Source organism: Phyllobacterium myrsinacearum (genome assembly GCF_002980555.1).
In the GTDB taxonomy this organism is placed as follows: Bacteria; Pseudomonadota; Alphaproteobacteria; order Rhizobiales; family Rhizobiaceae; genus Phyllobacterium; species Phyllobacterium myrsinacearum.
On sequence record NZ_PVBT01000003.1, the window covers coordinates 362222 to 385404 of the forward strand.

Genomic DNA, 23183 nt, shown 5'->3' on the forward strand with positions numbered 1-23183 from the left:
GAAAGGCGATTCAAAATGGCTTTTGCACCGAATTTCCCACCTGTCGAACCACATATCTGCGTGAAAGGCGGCATTGAAGCGATCGCCTTCTACGAAAAGGCCTTTGGTGCCGAAAATACCTTCAGGCAACTGACCGATGATGGCAAGCGCGTGTTGCATGCCACTCTCTCGCTGTTTGGCGGCTCGATCATGCTGCATGACGAATTTCCCGAATACAAAAACCCGGACGGTGAGAATGATGTTTTATCGCCGGTCACCCGCGGCGGCGCGAGCGTTGCGCTGAACATCAATCTCGCCAAGCCCGCCGATGTCGATGCGGCGGTGAACCGTGCGGTGGCGGCCGGTGCGACGGTGATCATGCCCGTTGAGGATACGTTCTGGAATGCCCGCTATGGCCGTATTCGTGATCCCTTTGGTCATGTCTGGGCCTTCAACGCCGCGCTTGAAGCGCCTGCCGGAGAATAGGCATGTCACACTACATGTATGAGTTCCTCGGCCTAATGGCCGTCTTCTCGATCATGATCGTCTCGCCGGGCGCCGATTTTGCCATTGTTGTGCGCCAGAGCATCGTGCATGGCCGCCGCAGTGCCATCATGACCAGCTTCGGCATCGGTGCCTCGCTGCTCTTCCATATCAGCTACACCATTCTTGGCCTTGGCCTTCTGGTGTCCAAATCGCTGTTTCTCTTCGGCATGCTGAAATGGGCAGGCGCTGCCTATCTGTTCTATCTGGGCATCAAGGCTCTGCGCGCTCCCGGCATGGAAGCATCTGGGGAAGCACCTGGAGCTATCGCCGGCGACGCTGGGGAAAAGAATATTTCCGACTGGCGTTGTTTTCTCATGGGATTTGTCACCAATGCGCTCAATCCCAAGCCGGTCCTGTTCTTCCTGTCGCTGTTTTCAGCGCTGGTCAGCCACGAAACCCCGGCGCTGGTGCAGGCAACCTACGGCCTGTTCATGGCCACCGCGCTTATTGCCTGGTTTGTCGCCGTATCCACGTTCTTCACCATGCAATCCGTGCGTGAGCGTTTTGTTGCGTGGGGACGCTGGTTCAACCGCGTGACCGGCCTGGTTTTCATCGGCCTCGGCATCAAGCTCGCGACGCAGCAGGCGGGCTAGGAACACGGATGATCAGATTGCCCAGCTTTCGTCCTGGAAACAGCGTCGCCCTGCTTGCGGCGCTCGGCATGATCCTGTCATCGCCAGCCTTCGCGGCCTGCCTGCAGGACCATGCGGTCTATACGGACCGGGATGACGACTACACGCTGACCTTTAAAAGCGTTCCCGACGATGGGCCGGCGATCACGACCAATGAATTCACCATCAAGATGAATGACAGCGATCTGAAGATGGACGGTGTTGTCACCTGGAACAAGGATGGTAGCAGGCCCAATGCCGTCATCACGTACAAGTGCCCGGCAGGCGATGCGGCAGGTGCAGAGCTGCAGCAATGCACCGTCTGGAAAGGCGTCGTCTACGCCTTGAAGGAAGGGGCCGATGCCGAGCTGCTGCCAAAGGCCAAGGAGCCCTCGGCCCAGGCATTGCTCTTGCCGGATTTCTCCGGCGCCATGAGCAGTTTCAATTTCAAACTTGAAAAGCCCTTGGAGACTTTCCCGTGGGAAGTCTTCCGTTTCAAAGAATGCGTGCCCGAACAATAGTTTCGCGTTGCGTCAGAAGAGAAGGATTAAATCATGTCATATGACGTCGTCATCATCGGAACAGGCCCTGGCGGCTATGTCTGTGCGATCAAGGCTGCACAGCTCGGCCTGAAGACTGCGGTGATCGAAAAGCGCGATACATTTGGCGGCACCTGCCTCAATATCGGTTGCATTCCCTCCAAGGCATTGCTGCATGCTTCGGAAGTCTTCCATGAGGCCGGCCACACCCATGCAAAGCTGGGCGTTGAGGTTGGCACGCCAAAGCTCAACCTGAAGGCGATGCTTGCCCATAAGGACGCGACGGTTGAGTCCAATGTCAGTGGTGTGGCCTTCCTGTTCAAGAAGAACAAGATCGATACCTTCAAGGGGACTGGCAAGGTCGTGGCGGCCGGCAAGGTGTCCGTCACTGGCGACGATGGCAAGGTACAGGAAATCGAGACCAAGAACATTGTCATCGCCACCGGTTCCGATGTCGCCGGTATTCCGGGTGTCGACGTCAAGTTCGATGAAAAGGTCATCGTATCTTCGACCGGCGCATTGGATTTCGACAAGGTTCCGGACAATCTCGTTGTCGTTGGCGGCGGCGTCATCGGACTTGAGCTGGGCTCGGTCTGGGCACGCCTCGGCGCCGAGGTTACCGTTGTCGAATATCTCGACAAGATTCTCGGACCGATGGATGGTGAAGTATCGCGCCAGTTCCAGCGGATGCTGGAAAAGCAGGGAATCGCGTTCAAGCTTGGCGCCAAGGTGACGGGCGTTGAAAAGTCCGGCAAGGGAGCCAAGGTGACGTTCGAGCCAGTCAAGGGCGGTGACGCCCAGACTATTGAGGCCGATGCCGTTCTCGTGTCCACGGGCCGCCGTCCCTACACGGATGGTCTCGGGCTCAAGGAAGCCGGCGTTGCCGTCGATGATCGCGGACGGGTGGCGATCAATGACCATTGGCAGACCAACGTTGCAGGCATTTATGCGATCGGCGACGTTGTCCAGGGGCCGATGCTGGCGCACAAGGCCGAAGACGAAGGCATTGCCGTTGCCGAGATTCTGGCCGGACAGGCGGGGCATGTGAATTTCGATGCCATTCCGAGCGTTGTCTACACGCAGCCGGAAGTGGCTTCGGTCGGAAAGACGGAAGAAGAGTTGAAGGCGGCCGGCATCGAATACAAGGCTGGAAAATTTCCGTTCACTGCCAATGGCCGCGCCCGCGCCATGCTGCAGACAGATGGCTTTGTCAAAATCCTCGCGGATAAGGCGAGCGATCGTGTGCTTGGCGTCCACATTGTCGGCTTTGGCGCCGGCGAGATGATCCACGAAGCAACGGTCCTGATGGAATTTGGTGGCTCGTCAGAGGATCTGGCGCGGACAACCCATGCACATCCGACAATGTCGGAAGCCGTCCGCGAAGCAGCGCTGGCAACCTTCGCCAAGCCGATCCATATGTAATCTCCAAGCATGAAAATGAGAAAAGGCCCGAAATTTCGGGCCTTTTTGGTTTCCAAAGCGCGTTGGAACTAGTTGTTGCTTGGGGCCGAATTGGCGGGAGCTGGCGTTGCCGGTGCAGGCGCCTGCGTTGTTGGTGCTGTCGGTTCCGGGCCATCCATGGTCGAACTGTTGTTCAGATAATAATAGCCGCCGATAATCAACGCTGCGATCAGAATACCAGCAATCAGAAAGCCGCTGCCACCTGATGGAGCCGTCTTGGGCTCGCGATCGGACTGCGTCTCCACCGGACGCTGCAAATTGGGATCATAGGTCATCATGTCCTCCGTCACACTCTTGCATTCAGAATGATAAACGGCTCAGAACAGCCTAGGTTCCGAAATCGCCCATCATCTGGCTGACCAGCCTTATATAAGGGCTTGGAATCACTCTGCCAGATGTGACAAGATTTAAGGTTGTTGCGCCTCGATCGTAAAGCCCTTGCTGCGCAGCAGGGCCACCAGTCCCTTTTCTCCGGGAAGATGCAAGGCTCCCACGGCTATGAAGGCATTGCCCTTGTCGATGATTGGAACGGCATGTTCCGCCATGACGCGGTTGCGCGCATTGATCATCTTTTCCTCGAACGCGGCATAGTTTTCGCCGCTCGCCGTGCCGTCGGGAGAAATAGACCGTATCACCGGGAAAATCATGGCTATGTCGCCGCGCGTGTAAAGCAGGGTCATGGTTTCAAAGATGTCTGGCAGTTTCGGTGCAAGTGTCAGCGTCTCGACAAGTCCTTCGACATGGAATTTCAGCGGCAGGGATGCCATGGCGCTGAGCTGATCCTTGATGGTTTCTAGCCCAGTGACCGTCTTGCCCTGTGCCTTGGCGTCCTGGGCGAGCTTGACGTCGAGGAAGGCTGTGCCGCTTTTGCTGCGCGTCACCTCGCAAGGAGACATGGCCAGCATGCTCGTTACAATCCACGGCTGCATCTTGTTGAGCGCCGCCAATGAAAGGCCGCGTGCGGCGAGGCCCGCTTTCACACCCTCAATCTTGTCAGCCGGAATGAGCTTCTCCAACGTGTTCTCGTCGGTGAACATCATCAATCCCGGATCCTGCGCCATGACTTTCAACGGGGCTTTCGGATCAAGCACCTCGTCGGTTTCAATGACGACCGTTGCCGCCCCCTGATAGGCTGCCTGAGCCGCATCCGAAAGTTTTAGCACGCGTGGGTCCGTCAAATGCATGGTGCCAAAGAGCCAGGAAGGCTTGGTTCCCGGCTTTCCGATCTTCCAAAGGATACCTTTGCCGTTCACCGTTGCCGCCGCTTCCTTGCGCAAGGCAGCAAGCTTTGCAGGGTCCGACTTGGCCATTTCGGCCACGAGATCGCGTCCGCCGCAGGAGGCATCCTCGGCGCGTGCGCGGATTGTGCCAAACGCCACGACAAGGAATGAGGCGAGCAGAATCCAGCTCAGGAAAGCCAGAAGCCGCAGTGCGCCCTCAGCAATGCGATCAAGAGAAGTGGTGGGGCCGGAGTGGGTCATCATCAATCCATATGGCGTTCAGGCGCGGGGATGTGCCTTGTCGTAGATTTCCATCAGTCTGTCTGTGTCAACGCCGGTATAGACCTGTGTCGTTGACAGGCTGGCATGGCCGAGCAGTTCTTGGATGGTGCGCAAATCGCCGCCGCGCCCGAGCAGGTGGGTCGCAAAGGAATGGCGCAGAGCATGCGGCGTCGCGGTCTCCGGCAGGCCGAGTGCACCGCGCATTTTCTGCATGTCGCGCTGGATGATGGCTGGATGCAGTTCACCGCCCCGCGCGCCGCGAAAGAGCGGTTTCCCCGCATCCAGTTCATAGGGGCAAAGGGTGCGATACTCCTCCACCGCCCGGTGAACAATGGGCAGGAGCGGCACCATGCGTGTCTTGCCGCCCTTGCCGGTGATGGGGATCGAACGCGCCGAAGCGTCACGCAAGGCGGCGCCGTCCAGGTTGAGTGCTTCGGAAATGCGCAGGCCACAACCGTAGAGCAGGGTCAATACCGCCGCATTGCGCGCAGCAATCCAGGGTTCCTCGTTGAGCTGTTCGCCTTTTTCCACCACGCGCCGCGCATCGATGGCCGTCAGCGGCTTTGGCAGGGATTTGGGCTGCTTTGGCGCGCGCATGGCGATGGAGGCTGCTGCATTGGCCATGCCCTGCTTTTCCAGATGGCGCAGAAACGAACGAATGCCCGCAAGGCCCCGCCCGAGCGTGCGCGCACCGGCACCGTCATTCCGCCGCCGGGCCAGGTAGGATCGAAGATCGGCAATCCGCAGGGTTGCCACATCCTTCAGGGATGGCGGCTCGGCGAGATGGCCGGTGAGAAACTGGAAGAACTGACGGGTGTCGCGCTCATAGGCCTCCAGCGTGTTGGCCGCCAGACGCCGGGTGTTTTTCAGTGATCTGAGCCATTCTTCCCGCGCTGCGATCAGGTCTGGCCGGGCCGAAACAAGAAACTCGGCATTCTGGGGCTGCGCCGCCATTGCCATACTCCTTACCGTGTATCGGAGCAGAGCATGCCACGACAGTCCTTACGGAGTCGTTTCGCTTTCCCTTGAGGGCTGCTCCTTCGCACTTGGCGTTTGGCCAAAGACAGAGTAATTCGTCGGGAAGAGAAGATAGGAATGGAACAGCCCGATGGCAAAATTGAATGATCCAGTGCAACTCGCCGTTATCGGTGCAGCGCACGGAACGCGCGGCGAAGTGCGGGTCAAGACGTTTACCGGTGACCCGCTGGCGCTGGCTGATTATGGCCCGCTTTACGATGTGACCGGCAGAAGTTTCGAGATTCTGGCTATCCGCCCGGCCAATACGGTTGTCGTTGTGCGGTTCCGCGGGGTCAATGACCGCACCATGGCCGAAGCGCTGAATGGCACGACGCTGTTCATTGACCGCTCGCAACTGCCGGAGGAACTCGAAGAGGATGAGTTCTATCATGCTGACCTGATCGGGCTCGATGCCGTCGACGACGCAGGCAATCCCTATGGCAAGGTCTCGGCCATGTTCAATTTCGGCGGCGGTGACCTCATCGAGCTGACGATACCGGGGCGCCGGCCGATGCTGATTCCGTTCACCCAGGCCGCCGTGCCGCATATCGACATCAAGGCTGGACAGGTCGTTATCGACCCCGCAGCCGCCGGGCTTATTCCTGACGAGAACGAAGAAGAGGACCGGCGTAGGCAGCTCGGCGGTGATGGCGGGAAAGAGCGGCCATGAGCGGCCAGGCTGCCGGTTTCCGTGCGACCGTACTGACGCTCTATCCGGAAATGTTCCCGGGGCCGCTCGGCGTCTCGCTTGCCGGAAAGGCATTGGCCGATACGGCATGGTCGCTTGAGACAGTGCAGATTCGCGATTTCGCTACGGATCGCCACCGCATGGTGGATGACACGCCTGCCGGCGGCGGGGCCGGCATGGTGATGAAGGCAGATGTTCTGGCGCGTGCCGTCGATGCGGTGGCTGATGAGCGGCCGCGGCTCTTCATGAGCCCCCGCGGCAAACCGCTGAGCCAGGAGCGTGTGCGCGAACTTGCTGCGGGTCCCGGCGCAATCATTCTGTGCGGCCGGTTCGAAGGCGTCGATGAACGGTTGATCGAAGCGCGCGGCTTTGAAGAAGTTTCAATCGGCGATTACATCCTTTCCGGCGGCGAGACGGCAGCTATCGTTGTCCTCGACGCGATCGTTCGGCTTTTGCCCGGTGTGATGGGCAATGCCCAGTCGGGTGAAACGGAGAGTTTCGAGACGGGATTGCTGGAGCATCCGCAATACACCAAGCCGCAGGAGTGGGAGGGGCGCCGTATTCCCGACGTCCTTCTCTCCGGAAATCATGGGGCTATTGAGAAATGGCGCAGGGCTGAAGCGGAAAAACTGACGCAGGAACGGCGTCCGGACCTATGGGATCGTTATCCGCAGGCCAGGAAGCCACGTCAATAACAGGGCCAGGACAATGCAGTTTCGCAGCGGTGATGCGGGGGATGTCCCCGCTGTTCAGGCTATTGAACGGGCCTCGGCCGCACGATTCCATGCCGTTGGCATGGAACAAATCGCCAATGATGATCCCACGCCGGCCGCCCTTCTGCTCGAACGGATAGGTCAGAATCGCCTCCTTGTAGCCGTTGACAAGCGACCGGTCGCCTTCGTGATTTTTGATGTGGTTGATGATCATCTCTATATCGAACAGATCGATGTGGATCCGGCTCACGCCGGCAAACGCATTGGATCGGCACTGATCGGGCTGGTGGAGGATCGTGCCCGCAAAGAGGCCAGGATGGGGCTGCTGTTGTCGACATTCCTGGATGTTCCGTGGAATGCACCCTATTACCGGCGGCTTGGATTCACCGATATTCCCGACGACACTCTCAGTGCTGCACTGATAAATATCCGCCGGGATCACATCGAAAGGGGCCTTGACGAAACACGGCGGGTTTTCATGCGCAAACCGCTTCGGCTCGACTCGGGCGGCAATCAGCGCTAAAAAGAATCGCTGCCAGAGGTGACAAACGGACTTTTATGGTGTATCTGGCCGCGAACTTGGGAAAATCCCAAGTCCGATAATCAATGGATGGTGAATTCGCTCCTGCCTCCTCAGAGGCATAGACATGCGGCCGGGATGCTGCATTGCAAGTGTTGAGCGCTCTGGCTGTTTGAAAAAGAAAAGGATGAAGACGATGACCGTCGATATTATTCGTCAGCTCGATCTCGAACAGAGAGCAAAAATCGAAGCCAAGCGCGTGCTTCCAGATTTCAAGCCAGGCGACACAGTCCGCGTTAATGTTCGCGTGACGGAAGGTACACGTACCCGCGTTCAGGCTTATGAAGGCGTTTGCATTGCCCGCAACGGTGCTGGCATCAACGAGAACTTCACAGTTCGCAAGATTTCCTACGGCGAAGGCGTTGAACGCGTATTCCCGATCATTTCCCCGCTGGTTGAAGGCGTAGAGATCGTCCGTCGCGGCAAGGTTCGCCGCGCGAAGCTCTACTACCTGCGCGGCCTGACCGGTAAGGCTGCCCGCATTGTCGAAAAGAAAGACAACCGCAAGGGCAAAGCCGCTGTTCCGGTCACCGGTACAGCCGAAAAGGTAACGGAAGAAACCGTTGCCAAGGCACCCGCTGCTGAATAAGTGCGATTGTTTTGAGTTTGAAAAGGCGGTCTTCGGGCCGCCTTTTTTGTTTCGGGCGAGACCCTTTTCCGTTTCCTTGCCCGGTTGAAAAAATCGTGCTTGCACGATAGCGAATAAAGCAGTTGCATGCCGTTCGGGGATTGACGGGGCCTTCATAAAGTGAAATTTGTGCTTCGCTTGATCAAAACGCAATATTAGAGGTCTGACATGAATTTGCGATCCGTTCTGCTGGCGGGGCTTGCACTCGCCATGGTTCCATTTTCCGCGCTGGCGGCTCCCCTTCCCGACCTTGGCGGCAAGAAAGTTGCGGTTGTGACGGAGAATGCCTATCCGCCGCTGCAATTCGTCGATCCCAAGACCGGCAAGCCAGTCGGCTGGGAATATGATGCCATGAATGAAATTGCCAAACGGCTGAATTTCAAAGTGGAATATCTGAATACCAGCTGGGATGCGATGATACAGGCCGTGGCCGACAATCAGTACCAGATCGGCATGACCGGCATTACCATCAATGATGAGCGCAAGCAGAAGGTGGATTTTTCCGAACCCTATATGCGTTCAGAGCAATTCATGCTGGTTCGCGCCGATGAAAAGCGCTTTTCTGATGCAAAGAGCTTTGGTGAGATCAAGGACGGCCTTGTCGGAGCCCAGCCGGGTACAACCAATTTCTACGTGGCAGTCTACAATCTGCTCGACGGCAACGAGCAAAATCCGCGCATCAAGCTGTTCGAAACGTTTGGCGCGACAATCCAGGCGCTCAAAACCGGCGATGTTGACGTGGTCTTGACTGACAGCACGGCGGGCAAGGGCTATGTGGATGCGTCCGGCGGCGCGCTTAAACTCGTTGGCGGTCCGCTGGGTGCTGAGGATTTCGGCTTCATCTTCGCCAAGGGGTCGGATCTCGTTGGCCCGGTGAATGCGGCCATCGAAGCCTTGAAGGCCGACGGAACGTTCGACGCCCTCACCAAAAAGTGGTTCCTCGACTACAAGCTTGGCCAGTAGGCCGCCGCTTGTCAGTTCCCTCACAGAACAGAAGTCCTTTCGTCAGGAAGGACTTCCCCTGGTGGCTGGCCGCTGCCGTGGTCATCGCTGTTGCGCTCGGCATAGCCATCCTCGTCAGCGATATCTACGGGCAGGTGTTTTCCACGGTCTCGCAAGGCATCTGGATCACCGTCTGGGTCTCGCTCTTGGCATTCCTGCTCGCATCGGGCCTCGGCCTTCTGCTTGCGCTGATGAGCCTCTCGGAACATATCGTCCTGCGGCAGACCGCCCGGTTCTATGTCGAAATCGTTCGCGGAATTCCTCTGCTGGTTCTCCTGTTCTACATCGCCTTTGTCGGCGCACCGGCCGTTGTCGCCCTGTGGAATTTCCTCACCCATCCGCTCCAGAGCGCCGGCCTGTTCGAACCCTTGCTGGTGCGGGATTTTTCACTTCTGTGGCGGGCGATCATTGCCCTGACACTTGCCTATGCGGCATTTCTGGCGGAAATCTTTCGCGCCGGTATCCAGGCCGTCGATGCGGGACAGATCGAGGCGGCCAAATCACTCGGGCTGAAACGGTTCCAGCGCTTCCGGCTGATCGTGATGCCGCAGGCTTTGCGCACCATTTTGCCACCCTATGGCAACGACTTCATCTCGATGGTGAAGGATTCGTCACTCGTATCGGTGCTTGGCGTCGTTGACGTGACGCAAATGGGCAAGGTCTACGCCTCGGGCTCGTTTCGCTTCTTCGAAACCTATTCTGTCGTTGCCTATGTCTACCTGATCCTGACGATCAGCCTGTCCCTCAGCCTGCGTTGGCTCGAAGCGCGGCTGAACGACCGCACCTAGGCCAGGCGCGGGGCATAACGGAAGTGCCCGGTAATCCGGAATTCAAACAGACGGTCCTCAAGCTTCGTGCCGGCACCGATATTATGGACCACAAGGGGACGGGTGCCATCGGGACTTGCCCGATGGGTGACGATGCCGATATGGGGGAGGTTGCCTGGCAGCATTTGGGTGATGATGTCGCCGGGCCTGTAGTCCCGCGCGTCTGATGTAACGGGCAAAGCAGCACCCGCGCGCTGAAAAAACATTGCAAGGTTGGGAACACGGCGATGGTCGATGCTGGTGTCGGGCCGTTTGGCTCCCCAGGATTTGGGATAGGCGTCAAAGGCGGCCTTCATATCGCGATGAACCCGTTCCTGCAGATCAATCCCTGCCGCCTGGCGATAGGCGCGGATGATCACGTCGGTACAGACGCCGCGTTCGGGCGGCACATCGCCCATGGGATAGGGTATGCGGGTATAGGCGGGATCGTAGAGCACCGTCTGGCCGATCTGGCTTTCGGCTGCGGAGATCAGTTTGGCTGCCCAGGCATCCGGCTCGGGAAAGGGGCGTGTGTTCCCGGCACGGGCCGTATCCGGCAGGCGGAGCAAACCGGAAACGGAAACGAGGGCGGCAAGACCACCCAATACAACAGTGCGCCGTGAAACCATTTTTGCGTCTCCCATGTGCCGGTCTGAAGCGAAGTACCGGTAGAATCGCGTCAAAATCATGGAGAAGCAGCCACGTGTCGCGGCGCTTTGTCGCCGAAATATTACTTTTGCCGCTTGTTTCTTGACGTAAGTGGACACCGAGTGCATATGTCCACGACATAATCTTACAGCACCTACCATTGCCGAGGATCGCGATGACTGCGCCACGTACACTCTATGACAAGATCTGGGATGATCATCTGGTTGATCAGCAGGCCGATGGCACCTGCCTTATCTATATTGATCGTCACCTTGTGCATGAAGTGACCAGCCCGCAGGCTTTCGAAGGTTTGCGCCTTACCAACCGCAAGGTCCGTCACCCGGAAAAGACGCTGGCTGTCGTCGACCATAATGTGCCGACCTCGCCGGATCGCGTCAACGGCATCAAGAACGAGGAAAGCCGCATTCAGGTTGAAGCATTGGCCAAGAATGCTGCGGATTTCGGCGTCGAATATTATTCCGAGAAGGATATTCGTCAGGGCATCGTCCACATCATCGGACCGGAGCAGGGCTTTACTCTTCCGGGCATGACGATTGTCTGCGGCGACAGCCATACATCGACACATGGTGCCTTCGGCGCACTGGCGCACGGCATCGGCACGTCGGAAGTCGAGCATGTTCTGGCCACTCAGACGCTCATCCAGTCAAAAGCCAAGAACATGCTGGTGCGTGTTGATGGCGTTCTGCCGGCCGGCGTCACCGCCAAGGATATCATCCTTGCCATCATCGGTGAAATCGGTACCGCTGGCGGCACCGGCTACGTTATCGAATATGCCGGTGAAGCCATTCGTGCGCTGTCGATGGAAGGCCGCATGACGATCTGCAACATGTCGATCGAAGGCGGCGCCCGCGCTGGTCTGATTGCACCCGATGAGACGACCTTTGCCTATGTGAAGGACAAGCCGCGCGCACCAAAGGGCGAAGCATTCGATCAGGCCGTCGAGTATTGGAAGACGCTCAAATCTGACGAGGGTGCGCATTTCGACAAGGTGGTCGTGCTCAATGCCGCCGACCTGCCGCCCATCGTTTCCTGGGGGTCGTCGCCGGAAGACGTGATCTCGATCACCGGTGCCGTGCCCAACCCCGATGAAATCAGCGACGAAAACAAGCGCACATCGAAATGGCGCGCGCTGGACTACATGGGTCTGAAGCCGGGCACGCCGATGACCGAGATCAAGCTGGACCGGGTTTTCATCGGCTCGTGCACCAACGGCCGTATTGAGGATTTGCGCGCCGTTGCCAAGGTTGTCGAAGGCCGCAAGGTTGCGGAAACGGTCGATGCGATGATTGTTCCGGGTTCCGGCCTGGTCAAGGAGCAGGCGGAAGCCGAAGGCCTCGACAAGATTTTCAAGGCTGCCGGCTTCGACTGGCGCGAGCCGGGATGCTCCATGTGTCTTGCCATGAACGACGACCGGTTGAAGCCGGGGGAGCGTTGCGCGTCCACGTCGAATCGCAATTTCGAAGGGCGCCAGGGATTCAAGGGCCGTACGCATCTTGTTTCACCCGCCATGGCGGCCGCGGCAGCCATCGCCGGTCATTTCGTCGATATTCGCGAGTGGAAATAGTTTTGTAGAACTCGCCATCGCGCAAACACTGCAAACGGGGCTTAAAGCCCCGTTTTTTGTAACCATCTCGCGCTCCTGAACTTTTTACGTGATAATGTCTTGAAAACAGGCTGCCCCGTTCGGCAGATCACAGGATGAAATTATGAGCGGTGCGGGCTTTATTCTCGCAATGAACCTTTTCATGTCGGGCATTTTTGCCGCGGCGTTCTTCATGATCAGTTTTTATGACAAGAACTGCGTTCCGGCGCGTTTCTTCGCCCTTGCCTATGGGCTGGGGATGCTGAACTTTGCCATCGAGTTTCTGATTCCGTCCCTGGCTGACGCACGCGGTGCGGTTTTCCTCGCCTTTGCGGTGCTCGTCGTCGCCATGCTGATCTTTGCGGCAGGCGTGGCTCAGCGTTATGCGAAGATCACGCCATGGTGGCTGTTTGCCGTCGTGCTGGTTCTGTCGCTGGTCTCCAATCAGCTGACGGTGGACATGGCCCGGCAATCGATTGTCCGCATGTCGGTCTATCAGGGCCCGTATGCCGTCATTTTTGCCATCTGCGCCTTTCTGGTGGCGCGTTCGGAGCGCCGTTCCGCGTTTGACCGGGTTCTGATGGGCCTGTTCGTGCTCAATTCAGCGCATTTCCTGTCAAAGCCGTTCCTCGCCACCGCGCTCGGCGGCATGGGCGACCGGCCGCAAAGCTACATTGCGACGGAATATGCCTTGCTGTCGCAGTCGGCATCGGCGGTCCTGTCCGTTGCAACGGCCATTCTGCTCCTGACGATCCTGACCCGCAATCTGCTTGCCAGTATCGCCACGGATTCGGAAACGGATGTGCTTTCATCGCTGTTCAACCGGCGCGGGTTCGAACGGCGGGTGCGCACGGCCCTGAGCGAGGCTCAGGCCGGCGATATTCCCGTTTGCCTGATCATCTGCGATCTCGATTATTTCAAGCAGATCAATGACACCTATGGACACGCAACCGGCGACAAGGTCATTGCAGGCTTCGCCGCGATTCTCAAATCGGTATCCGATTGCGAGAAGATCGCGGCCCGCATCGGCGGCGAGGAATTTGCCGTCCTGCTTCCGGGGTCCATCAGTCAGACTGCACGGCATTATGCGGAAGATGTCCGTCTTGCCTTTTCCGGTTTCAAATTGACGGAGCTTGCGGGCAATGACAGTTTCACCGCAAGTTTTGGCATAGCGGAATTCCAGGCAGGCGAGGGCTTCAGCAGCATGATGCGCCGCGCCGATCACGCGCTCTACGAAGCAAAGAAAGCAGGGCGAAATTGCGTGCGCCTCGCAGCCAATGATCTGCCTGACACGGCGATGGACAATGTCCAGCGGCTTGAGCGTTAATCCTGCAGGGTTGTCGTGAACGCAGGATCGCCGCGCAGCGTATTGCTTACCGTGCAAATCTCGTTCTCGGCCGCCTCAATGATCGCATGCTTTGTCGCGTCATCGATATCGCCGGTGATGGTGAAGGCTATGTGGAAGCGGTCAACGCGCGAAAGACCGTCCTTGGCTTTGTCGCCGGTGACATGCGCCTGAACCGCTTCGAGCTTGTCGGCAACGCCGAGCCGCGATGCTGCCATTTTGGCGCTGAGCACCAGGCAGGCCGAAAGCGATGCATAGAGCAGGTCGAGCGGCGCAAAACCCTGCTCCGAAACCGCATGGGCGACGTTGAGCACGCCGCCCGTATGGGATGTGACAACGGGTTGACCGCCTCGCTCCAGAACCGCCGTCGCGCCGACATCCCGTGTTCTTACCCTGAGTTCAGCCATTTTACCGTCTCCCGTTGTGTTTTGATCAGCCGCGGCCGCGATAGGCGGGAACGCCCTGGTCCGGCAGCCACAGTCCTTCCGGTACCGGGCCGGTCTGCCAGAAGACATCGATGGGGATGCCGCCGCGCGGATACCAGTAGCCGCCAATGCGCAGCCACAGCGGCTTAACGGCCTCGACGATGCGTTTGCCGATGTTCACGGTGCAATCCTCGTGAAAGGCGCCGTGATTGCGGAAGCTGGTCAGAAAAAGCTTCAGCGACTTGGATTCGACCAGGGCCTGGTCCGGCGCGTAGTCGATAACCAGATGGCCGAAGTCCGGCTGGCCGGTCACGGGACACAGCGAGGTGAATTCCGGGCAGGTAAAACGCGCCAGAAACAGTGTCCCCGCCTGCGGGTTGGGAACCGCGTCGAGCAAGGCTTCATCGGGATCATGCGGGATGGGAACATCCTTGCCCAGCATCGTTGCCTGTTCTGCGTAATGACTCATGCCGCTTCCTCCAGTGTTTCAAACTCGCCCTGATATTCGCAGCCTTCACCGCAACTGTCGCGGTAAATGCCGATCTCGGCCAGCGCCGGAAGGTCCGGAGCAATACGCCGCCACAGCCATATGGCGATGGTTTCAAGCGTCGGCAACTCCAGCCCCGCAATTTCATTGAGATAGCGATGATCCAATGCGTCTTTTGCGCTGTCGACCGTGGTCTTGACGGCGCCAAGATCGGCGATCAACCCGGTTTTGGGGTCCGGGCGGCCCTGCAGGCTGACGCGGACGCGAAAGCTGTGCCCGTGCAGACGCTGGTTGACATGCCCGTCCGGAAAGGAGTGCGGCAGATGGTGAGCCGCTTCAAAATTGAAGTCGATAAAGATTCTCATGGTTTTTCCCGTCAGCTCTGGCGCAATACAGGCGCCCGCCAAAAAAGCCTGCCCTCAGCTCAGGGCAAGCCGATCAGTTTATGTGTCTGCGTGCTCAGCCGCCAAAGCGGATGGGCGAGGCAATAGGCCGCTGCAGATGCCACATGCCGGGCGGTTTGCGCCGGATCACCGATGACGTCAAGAGGCTGCAAATAGAAATGCTGAAAGGAAAGGTGTTCGAAATGGGCCGGATCGGTTTGGGCTTCCGCCTGGGGATAGACAAGCTTGAGCTCGTGGCCGCTGGTCTGGACAAGGGTGGTGTCGGCCTTGGGTGACACGCAAATCCAGTCAATGCCATCAGGCGCGGCAATGGTGCCATTGGTCTCGACGCCGATGTCGAAGCCTCTTGCGTGAAAGGCATCGATCAGCGGCTGGTCCAGCTGCAGCAGCGGTTCGCCGCCGGTGCAGATGACATAGGGCTTGCCCTTGGAGCGGGCGCTTTTCGGCCAGGCGCCGGCAACGGCATCGGCAAGCGCGTCGGCGGTTTTGAACTTGCCGCCGCCGGGGCCATCCACGCCAACGAAATCCGTATCGCAGAACCGGCACTGGGCGTTTGCCCGGTCGCGTTCAAGCCCGGACCAGAGATTGCACCCGGCAAAGCGCATGAACACCGCCGCACGGCCGGTATGGTTGCCCTCGCCCTGCAGCGTCAGATAAATTTCCTTGACGGCATAGGTCATGCGGCTTCCGCCTTGAATTTGGACCAGCCGCCGGAACGCAGGGTGCAGGCAGGGCAGGTGCCGCAGCCGTAGCCCCAGGCATGGCGGGCCGAGCGGTCGCCGAGATAACAGGTGTGGGTGTTTTCAATGATCATATCGAGCAGCGGTTCGCCGCCTATGTCGCGCGCCAGGGCGAAGGTTTCGGCCTTGTCCAGCCACATCAGCGGGGTTTCGATGGTGATGCGGCGATCCAGTCCCAGTGAAAGGGCAACCTGCTGTGCCTTGAGCGTGTCGTCGCGGCAGTCGGGATAGCCGGAATAATCCGTCTCGCACATGCCGCCGACGATAACGCGCAATCCGCGCCGGTAGGCGAGTGCCGCAGCAAGCGTGAAAAACAAAAGGTTCCGGCCGGGCACGAATGTGTTGGGCAGGCCGTTCTCTGCCATCTCGATCGCGATGTCGCCGGTCATGGCGGTGGCGCCGAGCTGGCCGATCACGCCGGCATCAAGCCGGTGGTCGTCGCCGAGCCGCTTCGCCCAATCGGGAAACCGCCGGATCACCTCGGCGCGGAAATCATTGCGCACGTCAAGCTCTACCCGGTGGCGCTGGCCATAGTCGAAGCCGACCGTTTCGACCCGGTCAAACCGCGAAAGCGCCCAGGCGAGGCAGGTTGCAGAATCCTGCCCGCCGGAAAAAAGGACGAGTGCGCCGTCAGCATTACGAGCCATGAATGAACCTCTTCAATGAAGCGGCCCCCTTACAGGGCGCGGAACAGCGAGGCAAATCAAATGTGAGCTATTGGCAGCCCGGAAGCCCGAGAATGGGCGTTTCACCACGGTTGATGCCATACATGTAGCCGCGGCCGCGCACGACTATCGGGCCATCGCAGCTCGTGTTGGGCGCCGGAATAACACCCACCACATAGGGGTCGCCGGGAGGAGAAATGATCGCTGGCCCCTTGGCCCGCTTGTAGACGGCAACCTTCTTGCGGAGTTCGCGGGCAAGCCTGTCCGATTTGGCAGCTGTCGCGCCGACAAAGATCATCTTCGGTCCATTGGGATCCTGCACGATGATGTTGCCATATTCATCGCCATAGGCATCTCGCAGATTGATGTCGTAGGCAGCGGCATTGTGCGTGGCGGCCATAACGGCCAGGCCCGACAGCAAAAGTGCGGCCGTGTGTTTGCAGAAGGCGAACATGGACAAGCTCCTTTGTTGAATGGGCTGCGACAGCCCAAGCATTAACCTTTTATTAATGCTTGTCATCTGCCAAAACGCCTTTGAATCGATTTTTGCTGCGATCCGCCGGTTGACGTGCGGTGCACAATCAACCAATCCTCAATGCTGCGGGGCAGCCGGACGTGCTGCCGGAGTGAAAGGGATGATGCGACCATGACGACAAAGAGCCCGGACGAACACGCCGTCGACATTTCTCTGCTGCATCTCAACGATGCACACGAGTTCGCACCTCTTCTGGCCAGCTATGCCCAGGCGCTGAAACGCGGCGCACCCCGCCGCCCGGATGACTATTATGCTGAAAACCTGCTGCGGGACCGTGCGGCAGAGATCGCCGGAGCGCGGCTCGACGGCCATCTCGTGGGCTTTGTCATTTTCTACGATCTGCCGGAACCCGTGTCCGGCATGCGCGCCGGGCAGGTCGATCACATCTATGTGCACCATGATCATCGCGGCAAGGGTATTGCCAAGGCGCTGATCGATGTCCTCGCCGACAAGGCAGAAGAACGCGGCTGGACCAAGCTGTCACTTAACGCGCCGCGCCTGCCGGAAGACGGCCGCAAACTGTATGAGCAGATTGCGGCGCCCGCGGACTGGACCAGTTTCATCATCCGTTTCGGCAATCAGTAGAGCGGGTCAATTCCTGAAGCTTGGCGCTGCGCGGGACATTCTGGGAACGACCCGGAATGTCCTGTTCGCGTTTGCACAATCGGGTGCCGCAATACGGTAAAACCGGTTAAACCGGACAGACTCACTCAAATAAAATTGATTGCCGATTTGAGGTGAAATACGGGCCTTTGCAGCTCTATGCGGCGCTTTAAACGATTGAATTTTCTAAACAAACCTTATGGGCTTGCTATTGGTGCCAATTCGCCGCATGAGGGGGGTGAATGGGCCTTTGACGCAGTGCAAAAACGGGACTAAAACCCTTCTAAATTGCCTCTATCCAGCCTTTCGGCCCTGCCCGTCAGTCAAGGTTCAAATGGCGCGGTGCTTATCATTGGGGACGCTATGAGCAAGACAAACCTGCATGCAAACCGGCCGCTGTCGCCGCATTTGCAAATCTACAAACCAATTCCCACCATGGTCATGTCCATCGTTCACCGCATCACCGGCGGCGCGCTGTATTTCGGCACGCTGCTGGTTGCCTGGTGGCTGATTGCGACCGCGACCAGCGAGAGCCAGTTCAACGTTGTCAGCTGGGTATTCGGCTCTTGGATCGGTCTTCTCGTCCTGCTCGGCTACACCTGGGCGCTCGTTCACCACATGATCGGCGGCATTCGCCATCTCGTCTGGGATACGGGCCGCGGACTGGACAAGCACACCACGACGAAAATGGCTGTTGCCTCGCTCGTTCTCTCCATTGCGTTGACGATCCTGATCTGGATCGCAGCGTTCACGGTTTTGTAAAGGAGGCGGGACAATGAGTGAAATGCGCACACCGCTCAAGAAAGTCCGCGGACTGGGCTCCGCACATGAAGGGACCGAGCATTTCTGGCGCCAGCGGCTGACAGCCGTTGCCAACGTGCCGTTGATGCTGTTTTTCATCGGCCTGGTCATTTACCTGCACCGCGCAAGCTATGCGGAAACCCGGGCCGCTCTTTCCCATCCGCTGACCGGGCTGGTGCTGTTGATGGTGATTATTTCGGGTCTCTATCACATGCGCCTCGGCATGCAGGTCATCATCGAAGACTACGTAACCAGCGAAGGCAAGAAGATCGCCTGTCTGATGCTCAACACGTTTTTCACCCTTGTGGTGGGCGTTGCCTGCGTCTTTGCGATCATCAAGCTGAGCTTCGGAGGCTAATCTTGGCAACTACAGACAAGAACGGGACCGCCGGCAAAAACGGCAAGACCTATACATTCGTTGACCACAAATTCGATGTGGTCGTGGTGGGTGCCGGCGGCGCCGGTTTGCGCGCGACGCTGGGCATGGCGGAACAGGGCCTCAAGACGGCCTGCATCACCAAGGTTTTCCCGACCCGCTCGCACACCGTTGCGGCGCAGGGCGGTATCGCCGCTTCCCTGAGCAATATGGGGCCGGATTCGTGGCAGTGGCACATGTACGATACCGTCAAGGGATCGGACTGGCTCGGCGACACCGACGCCATGGAATATCTTGCGCGTGAAGCACCGGCTGCCGTCTACGAGCTGGAGCACTACGGCGTGCCCTTTTCGCGCACCGAAGCGGGCAAGATTTACCAGCGCCCCTTCGGCGGCCACATGATGAACTATGGCGACGGTCCGCCCGTGCAGCGCACCTGCGCCGCCGCCGACCGCACGGGCCATGCCATCCTGCACACGCTTTATGGCCAGAGCCTGCGCCACAATGCGCAGTTCTTCATTGAATATTTTGCCCTGGATCTCATTCAGGATGCGGATGGCACCATCACCGGTGTCGTCGCGTGGAACCTCGATGACGGCACGATCCATCGTTTTGCCGCCAAGATGGTGGTGTTGGCAACAGGCGGCTACGGCCGGTCCTATTTCTCGGCAACGTCAGCCCATACCTGCACCGGTGACGGCGGCGGCATGGTGGCGCGCGCTGGCCTGCCCCTGCAGGATATGGAATTCGTTCAGTTCCATCCGACCGGCATTTACGGTGCGGGCTGCCTGATCACCGAAGGCGCACGCGGTGAAGGCGGCTATCTCGTCAACTCCGAGGGCGAGCGCTTCATGGAGCGCTATGCGCCATCGGCCAAGGATCTGGCATCACGCGACGTGGTTTCCCGCTGCATGACCCTGGAAATCCGCGAAGGCCGCGGTGTTGGCAAGAACAAGGATCACATTTTCCTGCATCTCGACCATCTCGATCCGGCCGTTCTGCATGAGCGTCTGCCCGGCATTTCCGAATCGGCCAAGATTTTTGCCGGTGTGGATCTGACCAAGGAACCGATCCCGGTTCTGCCGACGGTTCACTACAATATGGGCGGCATTCCAACCAACTACTGGGGTGAAGCGCTCAATCCGACCAAGGATAATCCGGACCGCATCCAGCCGGGCCTGATGGCTGTCGGCGAAGCGGGCTGTGCGTCTGTGCATGGCGCCAACCGTCTTGGCTCGAATTCGCTGATCGATCTCGTGGTCTTCGGCCGGGCCGCAGCCATCCGCGCCGGTCAGGTGATCGACCGCAATGCCAAGATCCCGACGATCAACGAGGCATCGGTCGAGAAGATCATGGAACGCTTCGACCGCCTGCGTCATGCCAATGGCAGCACGCCGACGGCGGTCCTGCGTGAAAAGATGCAGAAGACCATGCAGGAAGACGCTGCGGTGTTCCGCACGTCGGAATCGCTGAAGTCCGGCGTCGCGCGCATGGAGAAAATCTGGCACGAGCTTCCGGACATCAAGGTTACCGACCGCTCGATGATCTGGAATTCCGACCTGGTGGAAACACTGGAACTGGAAAACCTGATGGCCAACGCGCTGACCACGGTGGTTGCCGCCGAAGCACGCAAGGAAAGCCGCGGCGCCCACGCGCATGAGGATTTCCCCAACCGTGACGACATCAACTGGCGCAAGCACAGCCTTGCCTGGCTCTCGCCCGAGGGTGAGGTCAAGCTTGACTACCGTCCCGTTCACCTTGACCCGCTGGTCAAGGAAGAGGACGGCGGCATCAGCCTCGCCAAGATCGCGCCGAAAGCGCGCGTGTACTAAGGGATCAGAGCATCATGGTTGAACTTGCACTTCCCAAGAACTCGAAGATGCGCCCCGGCAAGACCTGGGACCGCCCGCAGGGCGCCAACAATCTTCGGGAATACCGCATCTATCGCTGGTCGCCGGATGATGGTGAGAATCCGCGGATCGATACCTATTATGTCGATCTCGACGATTGCGGCCCGATGGTTCTCGATGGTCTTTTGTGGATCAAGAACAAGATCGATCCGACGCTGACGCTGCGCCGCTCCTGCCGCGAAGGTATCTGCGGCTCCTGCGCCATGAACATCGACGGAACCAATACGCTTGCCTGCACCAAGGGCATGGACGAGATCAAGGGCGCGGTTAAAATCTATCCTTTGCCGCATCTTCCCGTGGTCAAGGATCTGGTGCCGGACCTGTCGAATTTCTATGCCCAGCACCGTTCGATCGAACCATGGCTCAAGACGGTTTCGCCGGAGCCGGCAAAGGAATGGCTGCAGAGCCATGACGATCGCGCCAAGCTCGATGGGCTCTATGAGTGCATCCTGTGCGCCTGCTGCTCGACCTCGTGCCCGAGCTACTGGTGGAATGGCGACCGCTATCTTGGACCGGCTGTTCTGCTGCAGGCCTATCGCTGGCTGATCGACAGCCGCGACGAAGCGACAGGCGAACGCCTCGACAATCTGGAAGACCCCTTCCGGCTCTATCGCTGCCACACGATCATGAACTGTGCGCAGACCTGCCCCAAGGGGTTGAATCCGGCCAAGGCAATTGCTGAAATCAAGAAGATGATGGTCGAACGCCGGGTCTAGGCGATTGGTCACGTCGATGATCGCATAAAAACGGGCGCTGCGAGCGCCCGTTTTGTTTGGTGGCTTTGACGTGCCGCTCAGGCCAGCTTTGCGTCCAGTGTGACCTGAATGGCGCCAAGCGCTTTGGAAAGCGGGCAGGAGGCCTTTGCCTGTTCGGCCAGTTTCGAAAAGGTCGCGGCGTCGATACCCGGAACATCGCCAACGAGCGTGATGGCGCTTTTGGTGATTTCGAAACCGCCACCGGCGGCCGGGTTGATGCTGACGGTTGCCTTGGCATCAAGTTTGGCGGCAGGCGTGCCGTTTTCCGCCAGGAAATGCGAAAGCTGCATGGCGAAGCAACCGGCATGGGCGGCCGCCAGAAGTTCCTCCGGGTTGGTCCCCGCCGTGCCGCTTGCGTCTTCGAAGCGGGCCTTGAAATTATAGGGAAGCCCCTTCAGGGCGCCGCTTTGCGTATCAAGTGTACCAGCGCCATCTTTCAGGGCGCCCTTCCAGATTGCGGTTGCCTGTCTGTCCATAGAACATCTCCCTCGGTTGATTGGATAAGACTGTGCGCCTCCTGTCGGTAACGCCACAGGATTGCAGCAGTTCCGCATCATAGGCCCGGCGGCGGAATTTGCCAGAATTGATCGTTTTGTCGCGTGGCGTGCAAAACGATATATGGAAAAGCGGGATTTGATTGCTATGGTGGCAAAGACCACTGCCGCTCAACCCTCCCTTGCTGCGGCCCGTGTGTCTGAAAGCTGCGGCGGAAGCCTGGCTTCGAAATCGAACCCTCGTGAATTCAAAACAGGACAATCCCCGTGAAACTGAAAAAGCTTGGCCGGACGGATATTGACGTCACGGAAATTTGCCTTGGCACCATGACCTGGGGCGTACAGAACACCGAAGCCGACGCCCATGCCCAGATTGATCATGCGCTCGAAGCCGGAATCAACTTCATGGACACGGCCGAGATTTATGCGGTTCCGCCGACCGCCGAAACCTATGGCAAGACCGAAACCTATATTGGCAACTGGTTTAAGAAGACCGGCAAGCGCGATCGCTTCGTGCTGGCGACGAAAATTGCCGGCGGCGGACGCAACAGCTGGATCCGCGGCGGCAGCCTGATGAGCAAGAGTACCATCGCCGAAGCGGTCGAAGGCAGTCTGAAACGCCTGCAGACGGACTATATCGACCTTTACCAGGTGCATTGGCCGGTTCGGGGGCATTATCACTTTGGCAATGGCTGGGAATATGCGCCGCATCAGCAGAACCGGGCCGAAGTGGTTCAACAGATCGAAGAAGCGCTCGATGGCCTTGGCGACATGGTGAAGGCGGGCAAAATCCGCCATATCGGCCTTTCCAACGAAACGGCCTGGGGTGTCGCGCAATGGCTGAAGCTGGCCGAGCGCAAGGACCTGCCGCGTGTTGTTTCGGTTCAGAACGAATACAGCCTGCTGCAGCGGGCATTCGATCTGGATCTGGCGGAAGTCAGCCACCATGAAGACGTCGGGCTCCTTGCCTATTCGTCGCTGGCTTCAGGTGTCCTGACCGGCAAGTATCTGGATGGAAAGGTGCCGGCGGGAACACGCGGCGCGCTGCAGGACCTTTGGCGGAACAACGCGCATGCCGATCCGGCGGTCAGGGCCTATATCGCGCTTGCGCACAAACATGATCTGGATGTCGCGCAACTCGCGATTGCCTTTGCCTTGAGCCGGCCATTCGTCACCTCGGTCATCATCGGTGCAACATCGCTTGACCAGCTGAAGACCGATATCGGTGCTGCGGATGTGACGCTCACACCAGACATTCTTGGTGAAATCCAGGCTATCCATCGCACCTATCCCCGCCCGCTCTGAGCGGGGGAAAGCTGC

29 protein-coding genes are annotated in these 23183 nt (G+C 58.7%); 18 read left to right on the forward strand and 11 right to left on the reverse strand.

Annotated elements, in window-relative coordinates; translation table 11 throughout:
• Positions 1-15 precede the first annotated feature (15 nt).
• Genes C5750_RS12435 through lpdA form a run of 4 tightly spaced genes read left to right on the forward strand, consistent with a single transcriptional unit; the run spans position 16 to position 3097 of the window.
• A complete protein-coding gene (locus tag C5750_RS12435; RefSeq protein ID WP_105734205.1) occupies positions 16-465 on the forward strand; it encodes a VOC family protein in 450 nt (149 codons plus the stop codon).
• A gap of 2 nt (positions 466-467) precedes the next feature.
• The gene (locus tag C5750_RS12440; protein WP_105734206.1) at positions 468-1118 is read left to right on the forward strand and encodes a LysE family translocator; all 651 of its coding nucleotides are present in this window, start codon (positions 468-470) and stop codon (positions 1116-1118) included.
• Between the two features lie 8 nt (positions 1119-1126).
• Entirely contained in the window at positions 1127-1657 is a 531-nt protein-coding gene (locus C5750_RS12445) for a hypothetical protein (protein WP_105734207.1), read from the forward strand.
• Between the two features lie 33 nt (positions 1658-1690).
• Entirely contained in the window at positions 1691-3097 is a 1407-nt protein-coding gene (gene lpdA / locus C5750_RS12450; protein ID WP_105734208.1) for a dihydrolipoyl dehydrogenase, read from the forward strand.
• A 68-nt stretch (positions 3098-3165) separates the two neighbouring features.
• Here the strand turns inward: lpdA and C5750_RS12455 are convergent, their stop codons facing one another.
• The 3 genes from C5750_RS12455 to C5750_RS12465 all read right to left on the reverse strand — a co-directional run bounded on the left by C5750_RS12455 (position 3166) and on the right by C5750_RS12465 (position 5592).
• Positions 3166-3411 (reverse strand): hypothetical protein, encoded by a 246-nt coding sequence (locus C5750_RS12455; protein WP_105734209.1) that lies wholly within the window; start codon positions 3409-3411, stop codon positions 3166-3168.
• Between the two features lie 132 nt (positions 3412-3543).
• Positions 3544-4617 (reverse strand): TraB/GumN family protein, encoded by a 1074-nt coding sequence (locus tag C5750_RS12460; protein WP_105734616.1) that lies wholly within the window; start codon positions 4615-4617, stop codon positions 3544-3546.
• An 18-nt stretch (positions 4618-4635) separates the two neighbouring features.
• Complete coding sequence (locus C5750_RS12465) at positions 4636-5592, reverse strand: tyrosine recombinase XerC (RefSeq protein ID WP_162800134.1); 957 nt, start codon at positions 5590-5592, stop codon at positions 4636-4638.
• A 154-nt stretch (positions 5593-5746) separates the two neighbouring features.
• Between C5750_RS12465 and rimM the strand changes: the two genes are divergently transcribed.
• The 6 genes from rimM (at position 5747) to C5750_RS12495 (ending at position 10054) form a co-directional block, all read left to right on the forward strand.
• On the forward strand, positions 5747-6325 hold the full coding sequence (rimM, locus tag C5750_RS12470) for a ribosome maturation factor RimM (RefSeq protein WP_105734211.1): 579 nt from the start codon (positions 5747-5749) through the stop codon (positions 6323-6325).
• Positions 6322-7038, forward strand: coding sequence for a tRNA (guanosine(37)-N1)-methyltransferase TrmD (trmD, locus tag C5750_RS12475; RefSeq protein ID WP_105734212.1), 717 nt, complete (start codon positions 6322-6324; stop codon positions 7036-7038). The genes rimM and trmD overlap by 4 nt, the downstream gene beginning before the upstream one ends.
• Before the next feature lie 13 nt (positions 7039-7051).
• On the forward strand, positions 7052-7579 hold the full coding sequence (locus C5750_RS12480; RefSeq protein ID WP_105734213.1) for a GNAT family N-acetyltransferase: 528 nt from the start codon (positions 7052-7054) through the stop codon (positions 7577-7579).
• Between the two features lie 193 nt (positions 7580-7772).
• On the forward strand, positions 7773-8225 hold the full coding sequence (gene rplS, locus C5750_RS12485) for a 50S ribosomal protein L19 (protein WP_105734617.1): 453 nt from the start codon (positions 7773-7775) through the stop codon (positions 8223-8225).
• A gap of 207 nt (positions 8226-8432) precedes the next feature.
• On the forward strand, positions 8433-9227 hold the full coding sequence (locus C5750_RS12490) for a basic amino acid ABC transporter substrate-binding protein (RefSeq protein WP_105734214.1): 795 nt from the start codon (positions 8433-8435) through the stop codon (positions 9225-9227).
• An 8-nt stretch (positions 9228-9235) separates the two neighbouring features.
• The gene (locus tag C5750_RS12495) at positions 9236-10054 is read left to right on the forward strand and encodes an amino acid ABC transporter permease (RefSeq protein WP_105734215.1); all 819 of its coding nucleotides are present in this window, start codon (positions 9236-9238) and stop codon (positions 10052-10054) included.
• Here C5750_RS12495 and C5750_RS12500 read toward each other — a convergent pair.
• On the reverse strand, positions 10051-10701 hold the full coding sequence (locus tag C5750_RS12500) for a DUF1287 domain-containing protein (protein ID WP_105734216.1): 651 nt from the start codon (positions 10699-10701) through the stop codon (positions 10051-10053). The genes C5750_RS12495 and C5750_RS12500 overlap by 4 nt on opposite strands.
• 194 nt (positions 10702-10895) lie before the next feature.
• Between C5750_RS12500 and leuC the strand changes: the two genes are divergently transcribed.
• Together leuC and C5750_RS12510 are read left to right on the forward strand one after the other, a co-directional pair.
• Positions 10896-12305: a 3-isopropylmalate dehydratase large subunit gene (leuC, locus tag C5750_RS12505; RefSeq protein ID WP_105734217.1), complete on the forward strand. Its 1410-nt coding sequence runs from the start codon at positions 10896-10898 to the stop codon at positions 12303-12305.
• Between the two features lie 142 nt (positions 12306-12447).
• Complete coding sequence (locus tag C5750_RS12510) at positions 12448-13650, forward strand: GGDEF domain-containing protein (protein WP_105734218.1); 1203 nt, start codon at positions 12448-12450, stop codon at positions 13648-13650.
• Here the strand turns inward: C5750_RS12510 and C5750_RS12515 are convergent.
• From C5750_RS12515 to C5750_RS12540, 6 genes are all read right to left on the reverse strand, one after another.
• Positions 13647-14075, reverse strand: coding sequence for an OsmC family protein (locus C5750_RS12515; RefSeq protein ID WP_105734219.1), 429 nt, complete (start codon positions 14073-14075; stop codon positions 13647-13649). The two genes, C5750_RS12510 and C5750_RS12515, sit on opposite strands and share 4 nt — an antisense overlap.
• Positions 14076-14100: 25 nt before the next feature.
• Positions 14101-14535 carry a preQ(1) synthase gene (queF, locus tag C5750_RS12520; protein ID WP_425350462.1) on the reverse strand — a complete coding sequence of 145 codons (435 nt, stop codon included), beginning with the start codon at positions 14533-14535 and terminating at the stop codon, positions 14101-14103.
• A gap of 23 nt (positions 14536-14558) precedes the next feature.
• Positions 14559-14945 (reverse strand): 6-pyruvoyl trahydropterin synthase family protein, encoded by a 387-nt coding sequence (locus C5750_RS12525; protein WP_105734221.1) that lies wholly within the window; start codon positions 14943-14945, stop codon positions 14559-14561.
• A 59-nt stretch (positions 14946-15004) separates the two neighbouring features.
• A complete protein-coding gene (queE, locus tag C5750_RS12530; protein ID WP_105734222.1) occupies positions 15005-15664 on the reverse strand; it encodes a 7-carboxy-7-deazaguanine synthase in 660 nt (219 codons plus the stop codon).
• A complete protein-coding gene (gene queC, locus C5750_RS12535; protein ID WP_105734223.1) occupies positions 15661-16371 on the reverse strand; it encodes a 7-cyano-7-deazaguanine synthase QueC in 711 nt (236 codons plus the stop codon). Before queC ends, queE begins: the two co-directional genes overlap by 4 nt.
• Positions 16372-16438: 67 nt before the next feature.
• On the reverse strand, positions 16439-16843 hold the full coding sequence (locus tag C5750_RS12540; protein WP_105734224.1) for a hypothetical protein: 405 nt from the start codon (positions 16841-16843) through the stop codon (positions 16439-16441).
• 192 nt (positions 16844-17035) lie between these two features.
• On the opposite strand from C5750_RS12540, the gene C5750_RS12545 reads away from it, so the two are divergent.
• The 5 genes from C5750_RS12545 (at position 17036) to C5750_RS12565 (ending at position 21330) form a co-directional block, all read left to right on the forward strand.
• The gene (locus C5750_RS12545) at positions 17036-17509 is read left to right on the forward strand and encodes a GNAT family N-acetyltransferase (protein ID WP_105734225.1); all 474 of its coding nucleotides are present in this window, start codon (positions 17036-17038) and stop codon (positions 17507-17509) included.
• Positions 17510-17890: 381 nt separating this feature from the next.
• Complete coding sequence (gene sdhC / locus C5750_RS12550; protein WP_105734226.1) at positions 17891-18289, forward strand: succinate dehydrogenase, cytochrome b556 subunit; 399 nt, start codon at positions 17891-17893, stop codon at positions 18287-18289.
• Between the two features lie 13 nt (positions 18290-18302).
• Positions 18303-18686, forward strand: coding sequence for a succinate dehydrogenase, hydrophobic membrane anchor protein (sdhD, locus tag C5750_RS12555; protein ID WP_105734227.1), 384 nt, complete (start codon positions 18303-18305; stop codon positions 18684-18686).
• Between the two features lie 2 nt (positions 18687-18688).
• Positions 18689-20536 (forward strand): succinate dehydrogenase flavoprotein subunit, encoded by a 1848-nt coding sequence (gene sdhA / locus C5750_RS12560; RefSeq protein ID WP_105734228.1) that lies wholly within the window; start codon positions 18689-18691, stop codon positions 20534-20536.
• A 14-nt stretch (positions 20537-20550) separates the two neighbouring features.
• Complete coding sequence (locus tag C5750_RS12565) at positions 20551-21330, forward strand: succinate dehydrogenase iron-sulfur subunit (protein ID WP_105734229.1); 780 nt, start codon at positions 20551-20553, stop codon at positions 21328-21330.
• Positions 21331-21407: 77 nt separating this feature from the next.
• On the opposite strand, the gene C5750_RS12570 is transcribed toward C5750_RS12565, so the two are convergent.
• The gene (locus tag C5750_RS12570) at positions 21408-21845 is read right to left on the reverse strand and encodes an OsmC family protein (protein WP_105734230.1); all 438 of its coding nucleotides are present in this window, start codon (positions 21843-21845) and stop codon (positions 21408-21410) included.
• Positions 21846-22130: 285 nt separating this feature from the next.
• Between C5750_RS12570 and C5750_RS12575 the strand changes: the two genes are divergently transcribed.
• Complete coding sequence (locus C5750_RS12575) at positions 22131-23168, forward strand: aldo/keto reductase (protein WP_105734231.1); 1038 nt, start codon at positions 22131-22133, stop codon at positions 23166-23168.
• Positions 23169-23183 lie beyond the last annotated feature (15 nt).